General features: G+C 66.4%; 15 protein-coding genes and 1 pseudogene. 8 read left to right on the top strand and 8 right to left on the bottom strand.

Annotation, left to right across the window (positions count from 1 at the left end):
- Nucleotides 1–4 precede the first annotated feature (4 nt).
- Nucleotides 5–619 (bottom strand): TetR/AcrR family transcriptional regulator, encoded by a 615-nt coding sequence (locus tag ACFWF1_RS06045; protein WP_379285821.1) that lies wholly within the window; start codon nt 617–619, stop codon nt 5–7.
- A 21-nt stretch (nt 620–640) separates the two neighbouring features.
- Between ACFWF1_RS06045 and ACFWF1_RS06040 the strand changes: the two genes are divergently transcribed.
- From ACFWF1_RS06040 to ACFWF1_RS06025, 4 genes are all read left to right on the top strand, one after another.
- Nucleotides 641–1009, top strand: coding sequence for a hypothetical protein (locus tag ACFWF1_RS06040; protein WP_379285819.1), 369 nt, complete (start codon nt 641–643; stop codon nt 1007–1009).
- Nucleotides 1006–1497 carry a hypothetical protein gene (locus ACFWF1_RS06035; protein ID WP_379285817.1) on the top strand — a complete coding sequence of 164 codons (492 nt, stop codon included), beginning with the start codon at nt 1006–1008 and terminating at the stop codon, nt 1495–1497. The genes ACFWF1_RS06040 and ACFWF1_RS06035 overlap by 4 nt, the downstream gene beginning before the upstream one ends.
- 96 nt (nt 1498–1593) lie before the next feature.
- Nucleotides 1594–2367, top strand: coding sequence for an alpha/beta fold hydrolase (locus ACFWF1_RS06030; protein WP_379285815.1), 774 nt, complete (start codon nt 1594–1596; stop codon nt 2365–2367).
- Between the two features lie 117 nt (nt 2368–2484).
- The gene (locus ACFWF1_RS06025; RefSeq protein ID WP_357384488.1) at nt 2485–2646 is read left to right on the top strand and encodes a hypothetical protein; all 162 of its coding nucleotides are present in this window, start codon (nt 2485–2487) and stop codon (nt 2644–2646) included.
- Here the strand turns inward: ACFWF1_RS06025 and ACFWF1_RS06020 are convergent.
- From ACFWF1_RS06020 to ACFWF1_RS06010, 3 genes are all read right to left on the bottom strand, one after another.
- A complete protein-coding gene (locus ACFWF1_RS06020) occupies nt 2640–3107 on the bottom strand; it encodes a hypothetical protein (protein WP_379285813.1) in 468 nt (155 codons plus the stop codon). The two genes, ACFWF1_RS06025 and ACFWF1_RS06020, sit on opposite strands and share 7 nt — an antisense overlap.
- Before the next feature lie 88 nt (nt 3108–3195).
- On the bottom strand, nt 3196–4458 hold the full coding sequence (locus ACFWF1_RS06015; RefSeq protein WP_379285811.1) for an RNA polymerase sigma factor: 1263 nt from the start codon (nt 4456–4458) through the stop codon (nt 3196–3198).
- A gap of 13 nt (nt 4459–4471) precedes the next feature.
- Nucleotides 4472–4849 (bottom strand): YciI family protein, encoded by a 378-nt coding sequence (locus ACFWF1_RS06010; protein ID WP_379285810.1) that lies wholly within the window; start codon nt 4847–4849, stop codon nt 4472–4474.
- 331 nt (nt 4850–5180) lie between these two features.
- Here ACFWF1_RS06010 and car point away from each other — a divergent pair, with 331 nt between their 5' ends.
- Complete coding sequence (car, locus tag ACFWF1_RS06005; protein WP_379285808.1) at nt 5181–8702, top strand: carboxylic acid reductase; 3522 nt, start codon at nt 5181–5183, stop codon at nt 8700–8702.
- A 41-nt stretch (nt 8703–8743) separates the two neighbouring features.
- On the opposite strand, the gene ACFWF1_RS06000 is transcribed toward car, so the two are convergent.
- Both ACFWF1_RS06000 and ACFWF1_RS05995 read right to left on the bottom strand, forming a co-directional pair.
- The gene (locus tag ACFWF1_RS06000; RefSeq protein ID WP_379285806.1) at nt 8744–9550 is read right to left on the bottom strand and encodes an ABC transporter ATP-binding protein; all 807 of its coding nucleotides are present in this window, start codon (nt 9548–9550) and stop codon (nt 8744–8746) included.
- Nucleotides 9547–10218: a FadR/GntR family transcriptional regulator gene (locus ACFWF1_RS05995; RefSeq protein WP_379285804.1), complete on the bottom strand. Its 672-nt coding sequence runs from the start codon at nt 10216–10218 to the stop codon at nt 9547–9549. Before ACFWF1_RS05995 ends, ACFWF1_RS06000 begins: the two co-directional genes overlap by 4 nt.
- Nucleotides 10219–10459: 241 nt before the next feature.
- Here ACFWF1_RS05995 and ACFWF1_RS05990 point away from each other — a divergent pair.
- Both ACFWF1_RS05990 and ACFWF1_RS05985 read left to right on the top strand, forming a co-directional pair.
- Nucleotides 10460–11785: pseudogene (locus ACFWF1_RS05990) on the top strand (2-isopropylmalate synthase); the annotation flags it as partial.
- A gap of 84 nt (nt 11786–11869) precedes the next feature.
- Nucleotides 11870–14164 carry an ATP-binding protein gene (locus ACFWF1_RS05985; RefSeq protein WP_379285802.1) on the top strand — a complete coding sequence of 765 codons (2295 nt, stop codon included), beginning with the start codon at nt 11870–11872 and terminating at the stop codon, nt 14162–14164.
- 5 nt (nt 14165–14169) lie between these two features.
- Here ACFWF1_RS05985 and ACFWF1_RS05980 read toward each other — a convergent pair whose 3' ends face one another.
- Complete coding sequence (locus tag ACFWF1_RS05980; RefSeq protein ID WP_379285800.1) at nt 14170–14694, bottom strand: DinB family protein; 525 nt, start codon at nt 14692–14694, stop codon at nt 14170–14172.
- Between the two features lie 50 nt (nt 14695–14744).
- On the bottom strand, nt 14745–15371 hold the full coding sequence (locus ACFWF1_RS05975; protein ID WP_379285798.1) for a maleylpyruvate isomerase family mycothiol-dependent enzyme: 627 nt from the start codon (nt 15369–15371) through the stop codon (nt 14745–14747).
- A 408-nt stretch (nt 15372–15779) separates the two neighbouring features.
- Here ACFWF1_RS05975 and ACFWF1_RS05970 point away from each other — a divergent pair, with 408 nt between their 5' ends.
- The gene (locus ACFWF1_RS05970) at nt 15780–16742 is read left to right on the top strand and encodes a cytochrome P450 (protein WP_379285796.1); all 963 of its coding nucleotides are present in this window, start codon (nt 15780–15782) and stop codon (nt 16740–16742) included.

The following is a 16742-nucleotide window of genomic DNA, read 5'->3' as shown; positions in this document are numbered from 1 at the left end:
GACTTCACCTCCTGTTCGACGTGCTATCCGGGCGGTAGGAGGTCAGGAGGGTGCGGGCGGCGGACGGGAGGTCGGTGTCCAGCCAGTCGGGGAGGCTGGGGGCGTGGGCGTGACGGCGGAGGGCGGCGTAGGGGAGGTCGACTACGGCGCGGCTGATGGCGTCGATTTCGCGGTCGCCGGCGCGGCCGAAGAGGGCGGTGGCGAGGCGGCGGAGGTGGTCGATCAAGGGGGCGTTCATGGCGGCGAGGCGGGCGCGGAGGTCGTCGTCGGGGGCGCCGTCGAGGAGGTCGGCGACGCGGAGGTTGAGGAGAAGCCTTGCGTCGTCGGGTAATTCGCGGCCGAAGCTGAGGGCGGCGCGGACCATGGCGACGCCCGCTTCGACGGGATCCGGGTGGTCGGCGGCGGTCAGCACTCCGCTTTGGAAGCGTTCGAGTGCGCGCAGCCAGGCGGCGGTGAGCACGCCGTTGCGGTTGCCGAAGCGGTGGTACAGCGTGCCGACGGGGGCGCCGCTGGCCTCGGCGATCGCGGCCACGCTGGTAGCGCGGGGACCGTCGGTGAGCACCAAAGCGCGCGTGGCGTCGAGGATCACGTCGGTGGCGTGCTTGCGGGGCGGGGCCATGTACTAGTACGTTCCTTCTATATGGAGCGATTGTCCTATATTGATGAGCATGCCAGATCTGTCGACGCGAATCGCGACCGGGTCTGGACGGCCTTGCTGAAGGTCGTCTGCACAAACCCGGCGGACCCGTCCACCGTGCCGACCGGATTCGTGCTGGATTCCGCAACGGCGCCCGCCCGGCTGGCGATGAAAGGGCGGCACTGGTTTTCGAAGTACGCCCTGGTCTTCGAGCTCGATGACGAAGGCCCGAACCGAACCCGGGTCCGCGCGAAGACCTGGGCGAATTTCCCTGGGCCGCACGGAAAGATCTATCGCGCGCTGGTCATCGGCAGCGGCGGTCACAAGATCGTGGTGCGCCGGATGCTCCGTCAGATCGCGGCCGCGGCATGATCGGGCTGGTCTGGGGCGCCACCGAAGCCGAGTGCGAAGCGCCGCTCCCGTGTGATGACCTGCGGCCCGATGGCCGACAGGTGGATCGAGCGATCAGTATCGATGCCCCGCATGACCTGGTCTACGCGTGGCTGTGCCAATTACGCGTCGCCCCTTACAGTTACGACCTGCTCGACCACTGGGGCCGCCCCAGTCCGCGGCATCGTGACCCGCGCCTCGTCGAACTCGAAGTGGGACAACACTTCATGGCGCACTTCGAGCTGGCTTCGTTCGTGCCGAATGAGTGCATGACCCTGATCGCCGGGAACATCGCCGTGACCTATGCGGTGCGTCCAGAGGGGAAAGGTACGCGGCTGGTCGCCCGGGTGCGCATGAGCGTGCCACGAATAGTCGGACGACTGCTGGCCATAGGCGACGTGGTCATGATGCGCAAGCAACTGCTCACGTTGAAGGAGCTGGCCGAAGCGGAGAGTGCTGCCGAACCGTGAGCTGAGCTCGAACCGCGGCAGTAACTTCCGCCCTTCGGCGTGTCGCGTGCACCGGGCGATTCGCGCTGTTGATCTTGCATCGAGCATGATCACCGTATGGCAAATGATGTTCAGCTCGGCGATGTCCGGACTTGGTATGACGAAACGGGCGACGGCGAGCCGGTATTGCTGTTGCACGGCGGTTTTGTGGACTCGCGGTCGTTCGAACCGGCCGTCGCGGGATTGGCCGAGCACTTCCGGGTTTTCCGGATGGATCGCCGCGGCCACGGCCGCACCCCGGACGTCGAGGGTCCCATCACCTTCGACCTGATGGTGCAGGACACCATCGCGTTCCTCGACACGGTGGTCGGCGGCCCCGCGCACCTGGTCGGCTACAGCGACGGCGCGATCGTCGCGCTGCTGGTCGCCATCCGCCGGCCGGATCTGGTCCGCAAGCTCATCTCGATCAGCGGCAATTTCCACCGCGACGGCCTGCTGCCCGGCGTGCTCGACGGCTTCGGTCACGAGGAACCGATGCGGCGCTTGGCCGCTCGCTATGGCGAGGTGTCGCCGGACGGCGAGGAGCACTTCCGGGTCGTCGCGGACAAGGTCCTGCGGATGTCGCGGGAAGAGCCGACGATGACCGTCGAGGAGCTCGGTGGCATCACCAGCCGGACTCTCGTCATCGCGGCCGACGACGATGCGATGAGCTTGGAACACACGATCGCCCTCTACCGCGCGATCCCCGATTCCGAGCTCGCCATCGTCCCCGGCACTTCGCACCTGTCGGTCGTCGAAAAGCCGGCCGAGGTGTACCGCCTCGTCGGCATCTTCCTCACCACCGACGCGACCCAGACCTTTCAGCCGATCCGCCGCGCCGGAGCGAGCTGAATCGAGCGTTTCCATCCGGTAGCAGAAACCGGGCCGCGCTTGCGCCCGCAAGACATTTCGGCAAATTATGCGCTAACGACAGCGCTGGTGCACTTCTGACCGGTCATGCTGAACGGCATGGACTTCATGAAACCAGCCGAACAACTGTTAGCGCAGGTTGCGGCCCGGTTCGGCTCCGCAGAGGCCTTCCTCGACAAGCTGGCGGACGTCCGCGCCCAGGCTATGGACGACACCATTGAGATGCCGCGTGTCGTCGGTGGGTTGCCTACTATTTACTGAAACTGGTTAAGTTCGGCTACATCGAACTTCCACAGCTCGAATCCGGCGGGCACGGTGTCGCCCACCGAGATTCGATCGCAAGCCCACGCGCCCGCCAGCGCGTGCGATGCGAAGCCGCCCGCAGCGGTGAGGATCGGCAGCGGATGGGCGCGGTGTCGAGACGCGTTCTCCCGCACGGCCGCCTTGTCGACGTACCCGAGTTGATCGTGATTGAGGATGTACCGGCCGGTGCATCCGTGCTCCGGCGGTATCAGCGGCGCAACGGATGCGGCGGCGTCGTACAGCTCGCCGGCTTGTCGCGGCGCCCACACCACCCTGGCGGGCACGCACAACAACCGTTCGATGCCCTGAACGGTGTGATTGCCGATCCACGCGTGTTCGTCGAGCTGCGTGCCGGGTTCCACATAGCCGATGAGCCGATGGTCGTCGTCCAGGAGCACTGCTCGATAGAACTGCCGCACGTGGCCGGATTCCTTTCGGAGGTAAGCGATTTCGTAGCATGCTCACACGCGATTGCGGTGCGGCGATTACCGCGGCGTTACAACCGGACTAGCGACAGTCCGCCGCGCGATCTAGCAGCAGCACCTGCTCGGCTTTGTTGCCGGTCAGCTCGGCGGCGCGCAGGAACTCGGCCCGCGCTTCCGCATGCCGACCGAGTTGGACGAGCAGGTCGCCGCGCACGGCGTTGTACAGGTGATAGGTGTCCAACGTTCCCGACAGTGCGTCGACGAGATCCAGACCGGCCGCAGGCCCATGCACCTTGCTCACCGCCACCGCGCGATTCAAATCGACGATCGGGGACGGAAAGCGTTCGGCGAGAACCGCATACAGTCCGGCGATTCGCCGCCAATCGGTGTCCTCCGGTGTCGCGGCCATGGCATGCACGGCGGCGATCGCGGCCTGCAGCGCGTAACTACCCGGCGGCAGGCCGCGATCACGGGCGACCGTATTGGCGCGGGCCAACGCCGCGAATCCGCGCCGGATCAGCAACCGATCCCACCGCGACCGGTTCTGATCGGCAAGCAGCACAACATCTTTCGCCGGGCCGGTGCGCGCGGGCAGCCGCGAGCCCTGTAGCTCGAGCAGCGCGACCAGCCCGTGCACCTCGGGTTCAGCGGGCAGCAACTCGGCCAGAATGCGAGCGAGCCGCAGTGCGTCCTGGCACAGCTCGACCCGAATCCAATCCTCGCCCGCCGTCGCCGAATACCCCTCGTTGAAGATCAAATAGACGACCGCGAGCACCGAGGCCAGCCGCTCGGTCAACTCATCAGCACTGGGCACCTCATACGGCACCCGTTTCGCGGCGATGGTCCGCTTGGCTCGGACAATGCGTTGCGCCACAGTCGATTCCGCGACAAGAAAGGCGCGGGCGATCTCCTCGGTGGTCAACCCGCCGAGCAGCCGCAACGTCAACGCCACCCTGGCCTGCTCCGACAGCACCGGATGACACGCGGTGAACATCATCCGCAGCAGATCGTCCTCGACCGCACCGTCCGGTTCCGGCTCCGCCGGCGGCGCGGTCACCAACTCGTGGCCGAGCAACGCCAGCTTGCGCGTGAAGGTCTGCTTGCGCCGAACCCGATCGATCGCTCGATGCTTCGCGGTGAGCATCAGCCAGCCACCCGGATTCGGCGGCACCCCGTCGCGCGGCCACTGCTCCAGCGCCGCGACGAGCGCGTCCTGCGCGAGTTCCTCGGCGGCGTCGATATCGCCGACGACGCAGGTGAGCCCCGCGACCAGTCGCGGCCATTCCATCCGCCAGACCGTTTCCACGGCGCGATGGGTCTGCTCAGGCGACCGGTCCGGGCTCATCCGCGGTGCCGGATCAGGCCGGCTCGTCGATCTGCCGGATCTCGATCTCGATATCCCACTCCGGCCCGTGTACGCCGAGGAAGCGCGACGTCCACTCGATCGCCTCCTCCTTGGATTTGGTCTGCAGGAGGCAGTATCCGCCCACGACCTCCTTGGATTCCGTGAACGGACCGTCCAGCACGGTTTGCTTGCCGCCGCTCTGAGTGATCTTGGTGGCCTCGGTGATCGGGCGCAGGCCATTGGTGTCCAGCAGCACACCCGCCTTGGTCATCTCCTCGATCACCTTGCCGATCTGCTCGAACATCGCCTCGTCCGGCTCCGGCGCGGTGGTCGGGTCGACGTGGATCAGCATCATGTGGCGCATGTCGTGTCCTTTGCTCGTTGTCGTCAAGATCGTCCGATCCTCACCTCACTGCATCGAACGGCGACCCCCCGAATCGACATCTCCTCGAAGATTCTCCCCGGATATTTCCCGACTGCACGTGGCCGCCCCGCGACGTGCGGGCGAGCCACCACGGCCGAGCTGTCGAACGTAAGCATTTCTCTCTGGGTGGCAACGGCTTCGGGGCTCGAGTGCGCAGGCTCGCACAGGCGATTCACAGTGAATTGCCAGTCACATAATCCTTTAGCTTTGCTAAGCTAATGAAGTCTGGCGCGTGCTGCGCCGTCGAGTTCCAACCTGTTCCCGTCAAGTTTCTGCTGGTCGTGGAGGTGGACCTGTTATGTCGATTGATTCTCGTGAAGAGCGGCTCGCACGCCGCATCGCTGATTTGTATGCCAATGATCCGCAGTTCGCCGCCGCCGTTCCCCGGGACGAGGTGACCGCGGCGGTCGATGCACCCGGCCTGCGATTGCCCGAGCTCCTGCGCACGGTGCTGGCGGGTTACGCGGATCGGCCCGCGCTCGGGCAGCGCGCGGTGCGGTTCGACGAAGACCCGGAGACCGGGCGCGTCAGCATTGAACTGCTGCCCAGTTTCGACACCATCACGTATGGCGAACTGTCGGAGCGCGTCGCCGCGATCGCGAGCGCGTTCGCCGAGAGCGGGGTGCGGCCCGGCGACCGCGTCTGCCTCGTCGGTTTCTCCAGCGTCGACTACGCAACGGTCGATATGGCGCTGGTTCAGGTGGGCGCGGTGTCGGTGCCGCTGCAGACCAGCGCGCCGGTCGCGCAACTGCGCCCGATCGTCGCGGAGACCGAGCCGCGCGTAATCGCTTCTAGCGTCGACTATCTCGATGATGCCGTCGAACTGGCGCTGACCGGCGCCGCGCCGGCACGGATTGTCGTGTTCGACTACCTCCCGCAGGTCGATGAGCAGCGCGAGGCGTTCGAGGCCGCGCGGGCGCGGTTGACCGAGGCGGGGAACCCGGTGCCGGTCGAAACCTTGGCCGAGGCGATCGAGCGTGGGAAAGCGCTGCCTGCAACAGATTTCGTGCCCGTCGAGGACGATCCGCTGACGCTGCTGATCTACACCTCCGGCAGCACAGGCGCGCCCAAGGGCGCCATGTACCCCGAACGCCTGGTCACCAACTTCTGGCGCAAGTCGACCAGGGCATCGTGGGGACAGGCGAGTCCCGAGCCGACGATCACGCTCAATTTCATGCCGATGAGTCACCTGATGGGCCGCGGCATCCTGTTCTGGACGCTCGGCAACGGTGGCACCGCGTATTTCGCTGCCAAGAGCGATCTTTCGACCTTCCTCGACGATCTCGCGCTGGTGCGGCCGACGCAGTTGAACTTCGTGCCGCGGATCTGGGACATGCTGTTCCAGGAGTTCCACAACGAGCTGGACCGGCGGTCCGTCGACGGCGTCGATCGGGCGGCGCTCGAAGCCGAGGTGATGGCGGAGCAGCGGCGGTCGGTACTCGGTGGCCGGTTCGTCACGGCGCTGACCGGTTCCGCGCCGATCTCGGACGAGCTGCGCGCGTTCGTCGAACGCTACCTGGACCTGCACCTTTTGGAAGGCTACGGTTCGACCGAGTCGGGGGCCGTGCTCATCGACGGGCACATCCGGCGTCCGCCGGTCATCGACTACAAGCTGGCCGACGTGCCCGATCTGGGCTACTTCCACACCGACCGGCCGCATCCCAGAGGCGAGCTGCTCGTCCGATCGAACGACCTGTTCCCGGGTTACTACAAACGGCCGGAGGTCACCGCGGCGGTATTCGACGCCGACGGCTACTACCGGACCGGCGATGTGGTGGCCGAGATCGCCCCCGATGAGCTGGTCTATCTCGACCGGCGCAACAACGTGCAGAAGCTGTCGCAAGGCGAGTTCGTCACCGTCTCGAAGTTGGAGGCGGCGTTCGACAACAGTCCGCTGGTCGAACAGATCTATGTCTATGGCAACAGCGCACGCGCCTACCTGGTGGCGGTTGTCGTACCCACCGACGACGCGGTGGCGCGCAGCGGCGGCGATATCGAGGCACTGAAGTCGAGTATCGGTGACTCGCTGCAGGAGGTCGCGCGCACGGCCGAACTGCAGGGCTATGAGATCCCGCGCGGACTCATCATCGCGACAACGCCTTTCACGCTGGAGAACGGCCTGCTCACCGGCATCCGCAAGCTGGCGCGACCGAAACTCAAGGAGCGCTACGGCGAACAGCTCGAGCAGCTCTACACCGACTTGGCCGAAGGACAGGCCGGCGAGCTGAGCGCGCTGCGCCGCGGCGGCGCCGACCTGCCGGTGCTGGAGACGGTCAGCCGGGCCGCCGGTGCGCTGCTCGGTGCTTCGGTCGCCGATCGGCGACCGGACGCGCACTTCACCGACCTCGGCGGAGATTCGTTGTCCGCGTTGACCTTCGCCAATCTGCTGCACGAGATCTTCGACCTCGACGTGCCGGTCGGCGTGATCGTCAGCCCCGCCACCGACCTGCAGGCCATCGCGGACTACATCGAGGCGGAACGGTCCGCCGGCGCGAAGCGGCCCAGCTTCGCGACGGTGCACGGCCGCGACGCCACCGAGGCGCGCGCCGCCGAACTCACCCTGGACAAGTTCATCGACGCCGAAACACTGGCCGCCGCACCGGCATTGCCGCGGCCGAGCACCAGGGTGCGGACCGTCCTGCTGACCGGCGCGAGCGGTTTCCTCGGCCGCTACCTGGCACTGGAATGGCTCGAACGGCTCGCCCTGGTCGGCGGCACGCTGATCTGCCTGGTCCGAGCGAAGGACAACGCCGCAGCCCGCGCGCGATTGGACGAGATCTTCGACGGCGGCGACCCGGAACTGTTGCGGCACTACCGAACTCTGGCCGCGGATCATCTGGAAGTACTCGCCGCGGACAAGGGTGAGGCGAATCTCGGCCTGGATCAGCAGACTTGGCAGCGGTTGGCCGACACGGTCGATGTGATCGTCGACCCCGCGGCGCTGGTCAACCACCTGCTGCCGTACAGCCAGCTGTTCGGCCCGAACGCGGTGGGCACCGCGGAGCTGATCCGCCTCGCGCTCACCACGAAACTGAAGCCGTTCACCTATGTTTCGACCATCGGCGTCGGCGCGCAGATCGAACCGGCCTCGTTCACCGAAGACGCGGATATCCGGGTGATCAGCCCGGTCCGCACGATCGACGACAGTTACGCCAACGGCTACTCGAACAGCAAGTGGGCGGGGGAGGTGCTGCTGCGCGAGGCCAACGACCTGTGTGGCCTGCCGGTGGCGGTCTTCCGCTGCGACATGATTCTGGTGAGCGGCCGGTACGCCGGGCAGCTCAACCTGCCGGACATGTTCACCCGGATGATGCTGAGCCTGGTGGCCAGCGGTATCGCGCCGTTCTCGTTCTACGAGACCGACGCCGACGGTAATCGGCAGCGGGCGCACTACGACGGGCTGCCGGTCGATTTCATCGCCGAGGCGATCTCGACCCTCGGCACGCACGTGACGGACGGGTTCCGGACCTATCACGTGATGAACCCGTACGACGACGGCATCGGCCTCGATGAATACGTCGATTGGCTGATCGAGGCGGGCTACTCGATTCAGCGGATCGCCGAGTACGACGCCTGGTTACGGCGATTCGAGACCGCGCTGCGTGCGCTGCCGGAACGGCAGCGGCAGCATTCGCTACTGCCGCTGCTGCACAACTATCAGCGGCCCGAGCAGCCGATTCGTGGGTCGTTCGCGCCCACCGATCGATTCCGGGCGGCGGTGCAGGAGGCGAAAGTCGGTCAGGATAAAGACATTCCGCATGTCACCGCGCCGATCATCGTCAAGTACATCACCAACTTGAAGTTGCTCGGTCTGCTCTGAGCCGGTGCGGCACCCACACTCGCCGAGTGTGGGTGCCGGGTTCAGCTGGGCCAGGCCGGGGTGGTGTGTGCCGCGCGGGCGGTCCAGCGGCCGTCGTAGCGGACCTCGACGGGGTGGGCGAAGGCGGCGGTGACGTTGTCGGTGGTCAGCGTCTCCCTGGCCGGGCCTGCGGCGACGGTGTGGCCGTCGGCGATTAGCAGGGCGTGGGTGGTGGTGGTCGGGAGTTCCTCGAGATGGTGGGTCACCAGCACCGACGCGACCTCGGGATGGGTGTCGCCGAGGGTATCGATGGTTTCCAGGAGTTGTTCGCGCGCAGCGAGATCCAGGCCGGTGGACGGCTCGTCGAACAGCAGTAGCCGCGGCTCGGCGATGAGGGCGCGGGCGATCAACGTGCGACCGCGCTCGCCCTGGGACAGGGTGGTCCAGGTGTTGTCGGCCTTGCCGGTGAGGCCGACGGTATCGATCATCGCGTCGGCCTGGCCGAGCTGATCCGCGGTCGGCGTCCAGCGCATCGGGGTGTCGATGGTCGCGGTGAGACCGGTCAGCACGACCTCGCGGATGGTCAGCGGATACTGCAGCGGGTGCCGCGGATTCACGTGGCCGATGGAGTGGCGCAGTCGTGCCAGTTCGACCCGGCCCAGCTGTTCGCCCAGCACCCGAACCGTGCCGGTGGTGGGGAAGGTGACCGCGCCACAGAAACCGAGCAGCGTGCTCTTGCCCGCCCCGTTCGGTCCGAGCAACGCCCAGTGTTCGCCCGCGTGCACGGTCAGCGAGATGCCGTTGATGATCTTCTTGCCCTCGCGGCGGAACGTCACGTCCGCCAGTTCGAGCACCGGGGCTCCGGTCACGTGAAGGCCTCCTTCAATCTCGTCAGATGGGAACGGCTGTATTCGGCTGCGGCGGTGGCGTTTCGGGCGACGATCGCCTCGACCAGCAGCTCGTGCGCGGCATGGTCGGCGCGCTCGGACGGGACAGGGTGGATCGTCAGCATGTCGATCATTGCCAGGCGCAGCCGGGGGAGGAAGGTGTCGAACAGCTGGACCAGGACCTCGTTGTGCGCCGCCACCAGCACCGCGCGGTGAAAAGCCATGTCCGCGTCGACATGCTCGGCCACCGGCTCGCCATGTGCTTCGCGTGCCGCCAGGGTGGACCGGAGGATGCGCAGGTCGGCGCGGGTGCGGCGGTGCGCGGCCAGCGCCGCCGCCTCGGCCTCGATGGCGATGCGGGCCTCGATCACCGAGGCGATGGTGGCGCGGCGCAACACCACATCCCAGTCGTCCTTGGCGTCCAGCGCCGTCACGAACACGCCCGCGCCCTGACGGCTGTCCAGCACGCCCTTGCCCGCCAGCTCGCGGATCGCTTCGCGCAGCGTGGAGCGGCCGACCCCGAGCTGCGCGGCGAGTGTCGTCTCACCCGGAAGCCGGTGTCCGAGTGGCCATTCGCCCGCTTTGATCCGCGTCATGATCAGCTCGGCCGCCTGCGCGGCCAGCGGATGGCGGCGTACCTGCGAAACCATCACAACCTCTCTACTTGTCTGAGGAGTTGTGTATAGTCTAACCATCATGCGCACCCTGCTTCTCCTTAGCCGCCACGGCGGGGCCTGAACGACCGGCCCCCCGCCGTGGGGCTTTGTCGTGGCCGGTCACCTCTGTTTCGTGACTGCCAGAAAGCAGACCATGTCTTTTTCGACGATCAACACTCCCGCGGGCCGGATTCCCGGCAACGCACCGGCCTGGAATCCGCAGCGGCTCTCCCAGATGCCGTCGCACCGCTACCGATCCGTCTACGACCGGGTGGAAGTGCCGCTCACCCAGCGTGATTGGCCGAACGCGCGGATCACCGCGGCACCACTGTGGGTCCCGGTAGACCTGCGCGACGGCAATCAGGCGCTCGCCGAACCCATGGACCCCGCACGCAAGCGGCGTTTCTTCGAACTCATGGTGGCCATGGGCTACAAGGAGATCGAGGTCGGCTACCCGTCCGCCTCGCAGACCGACTTCGACTTCGTCCGGCTGATCGCCGATGCCGACCTCGCGCCCGACGATGTCACCATCGTCGTATTCACTCCCGCCAGAAGGGATCTCATCGAACGCACCGTCGAATCGGTGCACGGCCTGCGCAATGTCGTCATCCACATGTACACCGCGACCGCACCCACGTGGCGAAACACCGTGCTGGGCAAGGATCGTGCCGCGTTGCGCGAGCTGATCCTGGCAGGCGGCCGCGACGTGCTGGAGCTCACCGCCGGCCTGCCGAACGTGCGCTTCCAGTTCTCGCCCGAGGTGTTCAACCTGACCGAGCCCGACTACGTGCTCGATCTGTGCGACCGGATGACAACACTGTGGGACGCCACTCCGCAGCGCCCGGTCATCCTGAATCTGCCTGCCACGGTGGAGGTCGCGACCCCCAACGTCTACGCCGACCAGATCGAATACATGCACCGCAACCTGGCCCGCCGTGACAGCGTCATCCTGTCCGTGCACCCGCACAACGACCGCGGCACCGGCATCGCCGCCGCCGAACTCGCGGTACTGGCCGGCGCGCAACGCGTCGAGGGCTGCCTGTTCGGCAACGGCGAACGCACCGGCAACGTCGACCTCGCCACCCTGGCGTTGAATCTGCATGCGCAGGGCGTGGATCCGATGATCGACTTCGCCGATATCGACGAGATCCGCCGGACCGTCGAATACTGCACCCGCATGCCGGTCCACGAACGGCACCCGTACGTAGGCGAACTCGTGCACACCGCGTTCTCCGGCACCCACCAGGACGCGATCAACAAGGGCATGGCGGCGCATCGGGCACGGGCCGCGCAGACCGGAACCCCGGAGCGTCAACTGGATTGGCAGGTGCCGTACCTGCCGATCGATCCGGCCGACCTCGGCCGCAGCTACGACGCCGTGATCCGGGTCAATTCGCAGTCGGGCAAGGGCGGCATCGCCTACCTGCTGAAGACGGAATTCGGAATCGACCTGCCGAGGCATCGGCAGATCGATTTCGCCGGGCACGTGCAGGCGCACACCGACGCGACCGGCCGGGAGATCACCGCGGCCGAGCTGCGTGACCTGTTCGAGGCGGTCTATCCGACGGCTCAGACGCCCTGACCCGCGCGGCGTGTTCGGGCAAAACGCCCGGGGGCGCGGCGCGTCCGTGCGAAGGTAATCGGCGTGGCGCGGTACGTGACAGGAAACCTCCCCGCCGAAGTGACCAGCTTCGTCGGGCGTGGCAGCGAAGTCGCGACCGCCAGGAAACTGCTGTCCAGCACGCGTTTGCTCACCCTCACCGGGCCGGGTGGTGTCGGTAAGACCCGGCTGGCCAGGCGGGTGGGCGAGGCGGTGCGGCGGGCCTTTCCCGACGGCGTGTGGCTGGTCGAGGTGGCGCATGTCAACGACGGGGAGTTGGTGGCGCTGAGCGTCGCGCAAGCGCTCGGCCTGCACGATGACACCAGTGCGCCGCTGGCCGGTCTCACCGACTACCTCGGCGGCAAGCATCTGCTGCTCATCCTCGACAACTGCGAGCACCTCATCGGCGCGTGCGCCGAGCTCGTCGACCGGCTGATCGCCAGCACCCCCGACATCCGGGTGCTGGCGACCAGCCGGGAGCCGCTCGGCGTGGTGGGGGAGCAGGTGCTGCCGATCGCGCCGCTGCCGGTGCCCGAAATAGACGAGGACTCCGGCGAAGTCGACGCGGCGGACAATGCGGCGCTGCGGCTGCTGATCGATCGTGCCACGGCCGCGAATCCCGAATTCCGGGTCGGCGCGGCCAATCTCGGTGCCCTCGCGGCGATTTGCCTTCGGCTGGAAGGTATTCCGCTGGCACTCGAACTCGCGGCGTTGCGGCTGCGCGCTTTTACGCCTGATCAAGTGCTGGAACGTCTCGATGACACCATGCGCTTGCTCACCACCGGCTTGCGCACCGCGCCTGAGCGACAGCAGACGCTGGAAGCCGCGATTCGCTGGAGCTACGACCTGTGTACGCCGGACGAGCAAAACCTGTGGGAGCAACTCGCCGTGTTCGCGGGCGGCTTCGATCTGGCTGCCGCTGAGGCGGTGTGCGTGCTCGATTCTGGTGCGCTGGTGGACGCGCTCACCGGTCTGGTCGACAAGTCCGTGCTGAGCCATCGGCACGACAGCGACGGCACCGGCCGCTACACCATGCTCGAGCCGCTGCGACAGTTCGCGCTGGCGCGCCTGGCGGCGCACGGTGACGAGTACGCGCTGCGGGTTCGGCACCGCGACCATTACTACCGGGTCGCGCAGCGAGGGCGCGTCGAGTACTGGAGCGATGCGGACGTCATCTGGTTCCGTGATGTCACCCGCGAGCATGCGAACATGCGTGCGGCGCTGCAGTTCGCGCTCGCCGACCCGGACGGTGCGCATCGGGGGTTACAGATCGCCAGCGAGCTCCGGCCGTTCTGGGAGCACTATCGGTTCTTCCTGGAGGGCTACCGCTGGCTGATGGACGCGCTGGGCAAGGATCTCGCGCGCACCACCGATCGGGCGCGGGCGTTGGCGGCCGCGTCGGTCATTGCCGCCATGCTGTCGGACACCGTGTCGGCGCATCAGTATCTCCGTGAATCCGTCGCGATAGCAACAGAATTGGGGGACGAAGAGGTCCTGGTCGAGGCCGCGTTACTGTCGGCGGTACTGGCGTTCGCCGAGTCCGACCCGATGCGTGCACTGGAAATCGCCGAGGATGCCGCCGTGCGCGCCCGCGCCCAGGGGCATCACGGCGCGGAGATGGAATGCCTGGCGTTCGGGTATGTGTGCGCGATGGTGCTGGCAGACGGCCGCGCCGGGACGCTGGCCGAGCAGTTCTTGGCCAAGTCCGCCCAGCAGGGATCCCATCTGCTCGGCGGCCTCGCCTGGTGGGCCGTCGGGACGAATCATTGGCGAAACGGTAACGAGGACAAGGCCATCGAGTATCTGCGCCGTGCGGTCGAGCTGCTGCGGTTGTTCGATCGTTGCGTGTGGACGGCGTCGGTGTTCGACGGGCTGGCCTGGGCCGCGGCCGCCGGTGGTGACCAGCGCCGGGCCGCTCGGCTGATGGGGGCCGCGACGACGGTGCGGCGCGGCAGCACACAGCGCCTCGCACACGCGATGACCGACGTGGTCGGTGAAAAAGTCCGGCTCCAGGTTCATGACACGATGGGCGACAAGGAGTTCGGGTCGGAGTTCGACAGCGGAGCGGGGTTGACCTTCGACGAGGCGGTGAACTACGCCCTCGGCGTCGAACAGGCCGACCCGCTACCGACGCCGAAAGCCGCTGCCGACGACCAGCTCACGCGCCGCGAGAAGGACGTCGCTCGCTTGGTCGCCGCCGGCTACAGCAATAAACGCATCGCCGCCGAACTGGTCATCTCGATCCGGACCGCGGAGAGCCACGTCGACCACATCCTCACCAAGCTCGGCTTCGAGTCACGCGCCCAAGTCGCGGCCTGGGTCAGCCGGCACGCGCTCTGAGCAGGTCAGTCGCCGGTGGCTCCGTCGATGCGTTCGCGCAGCAGATCGGCGTGCCCGTTGTGCCTGGCGTACTCCTCGATCATGTGCACGTAGACCCAGCGGAGGTTGTACACCTCTTCCGGGCGGTGCGGGTGCGGGAAAGTGTGCTCGAGCGATAGGTCGGCGACCGCGGCGTCGGCCAACGAGAATTCACGCCGGTATGTCGCGAAATCGGTTGCGGGGTCAGCTTGTTCGGTGTCGTCGAAGTCGCCGTCCACGTTGTCCGTACTGCAGTAGAGGTACTCGATGTCCTCGCCCGTGGCGGCGCGGCGAAACCAGCCGCGCTCCACCTCTGTCATGTGCCGGACCAAGCCGTGCAGCGACATCGTCGATGGCTCGACGGAACGCAGCTTGAGCTGCTTCTCATCGAGCCCCGCGCACTTCATCAGCAGAGTGGCACGGTGAAAGTGGAGCCAGCTCTGCAGCATCGGTCGCTCGTCGGCGATCAGCGGCGTTTCGGCTCGGGAGAGGTCGGGCGCAGTCCAGGTCACGTGGCGACTGTAACTGGACAGGGTAGTCGGTGGCTCAAGATTATCGTGGGTCAGCTACCGGTGAACCGCTTCGCCTTGTCCCCGTGCAGCTTCTCGGCGGGCAGCGTGCGCCCACACAACACCAGCAGCAGGTCCTGGGCATCGCCTGTCACTATGTCGCCGGAGCCATAGCTCCAGTCGAGATCATCGGCGCGCAACTCGATCCCTTTGAGATCGACACCGAAGAACTTGACGCTCTTCGGATCGATCCCATCGAGCACGAGCCGTAGCCGTTCCTCGGGCACCTTGCGTTCCAGGCCGAGCGGAACCGTGATGTCCAGCCCGTGGATGACGTCGTGACTCAACGCCCCCTCGAACCCGCCACCCGGCGGCTTCCACGGATGAGCCACGTTGTCCCACAACGACTTCAACAGATCCTCCGCAGTCAGCTCTTCAGCATCATGCCGCGCGGTACGATCCGACATCCGATGAAAACTCCCCACCGCCCGCACCATCTCCAGCGCGAACCGCGGCCCCGACAGCCGGAACGGCATGGTCATATGCGCGACCACCTCCCGCACCCGCCAACCCTGGCATAGCGTCGGCGCATCCCAGCACTCGGCATCGAGCCCGGTCAGTAGCTCAGCAAGGTCGGTCCGCTCACCAGTGATCGCCTTGCGCACCTCGGTATCGGTCATAGTCTCTCCTCGCCCGCGATCATTCCTCGCGATGCGCCGACACGCCACACAACGTGGCAAATTCGTCGGCGCACAACGAGATAGGCGACTGGATCTCTCAGGTTCATTTGCCGGAGGCAGGCAGTGATCTGCATGATGGGGCCGGATACCGCACCCGCTCAGCCATCCGGGAGTAGAGCTTTGACCTCACCCATCGCACCTTTCGATGCGGACTACCTCCTCGACACGCACCCCGTGCACCGCAAACTCCGCGACAGCGGACCTGTACATCGAGTCCTACTTCCCACTGGCGCCCTGGCATGGTTTGTCACCCGCGAATCGGATGTGCGTCGCGCGCAGACGGATCCTCGTCTGTCGGTCGACAAACGATCGTCCGGCAGTGGCTACAAAGGCTTCTCGCTCCCCCCAGTGTTGGAAGCCAACTTGCTCAATATCGATCCACCCGACCACACGCGCGTGCGCCGACTCGTTGCCCGAGCCTTCACCCCCCGACGGATCGACAACCTGCGGGACAAGATCCAAGCCGAGACCGATCGCCTGCTGAGCCGCTTCGCCGACCGGGAGGAGGTGGACCTCGTTGCCGAGTTCACAGTGCCGTTGCCGCTGACGGTGATCGGGGACCTGCTCGGCATTCCAAGCGACGATCGCCTGCGATTTCGCGGCTGGACCAACAATCTGCTCGCCCCAGATCCGGCACAACCGCAACAAGCCACGCAGGCCGTGATCAACATGGAGCAATTCATGGTTGAACTGGTCGCCGATAAGCGCGCCGCACCCACCGATGATTTCCTATCCGATTTGATCGCGGTCCGTGACGGGCGAGACCAACTCGCTGAGGACGAACTCGTATCGCTCGCTTTCCTCATCTTCTGGGCGGGCTACGAGAGCACCGTGAGTTTCATCGGCAACGCGGTATTGGCATTGCTCGACCATCCGCAACAACTCGCGGCGCTGCGCACAGCAGCAGAGCCGAGCGACATTGCGATCGACGAACTGCTGCGCTACGCCCACCCGAACCAATTCTCCATCCGCCGCTTCGCAACCGAAGAGATCACCATCGGCGATGTCCGCATCCCTGCCGGCGACATGGTGTTGCTCGGCAGGGCATCCGCAAACCGCGATCCACTCCGCTTTCCGAACCCCGACACCCTCGACCTGTCCAGAGTGGACAACCCGCACCTCGCGTTCGGACTTGGTATCCACTTCTGCCTCGGCGCCCCATTGGCTCGGCTCGAAGCGCGCATCGCCATCGGTAGCCTGCTACGCCGGTTTTCGCGGATCGAGCTGGCAATCCCGCGTGACCAAATCCGATGGCGGTCCTCGTTCCGGGAACGCGGGTTGGACGCTTTGCCGCTGATCCTCGGTGACTAG

Origin of the sequence: Nocardia sp. NPDC060255, from assembly GCF_042727395.1 — a bacterium.
GTDB lineage: Bacteria > Actinomycetota > Actinomycetes > Mycobacteriales > Mycobacteriaceae > Nocardia.
Note: the sequence above shows the minus strand (reverse complement) of the source record. Positions and strands in the feature narration are given on the sequence as shown.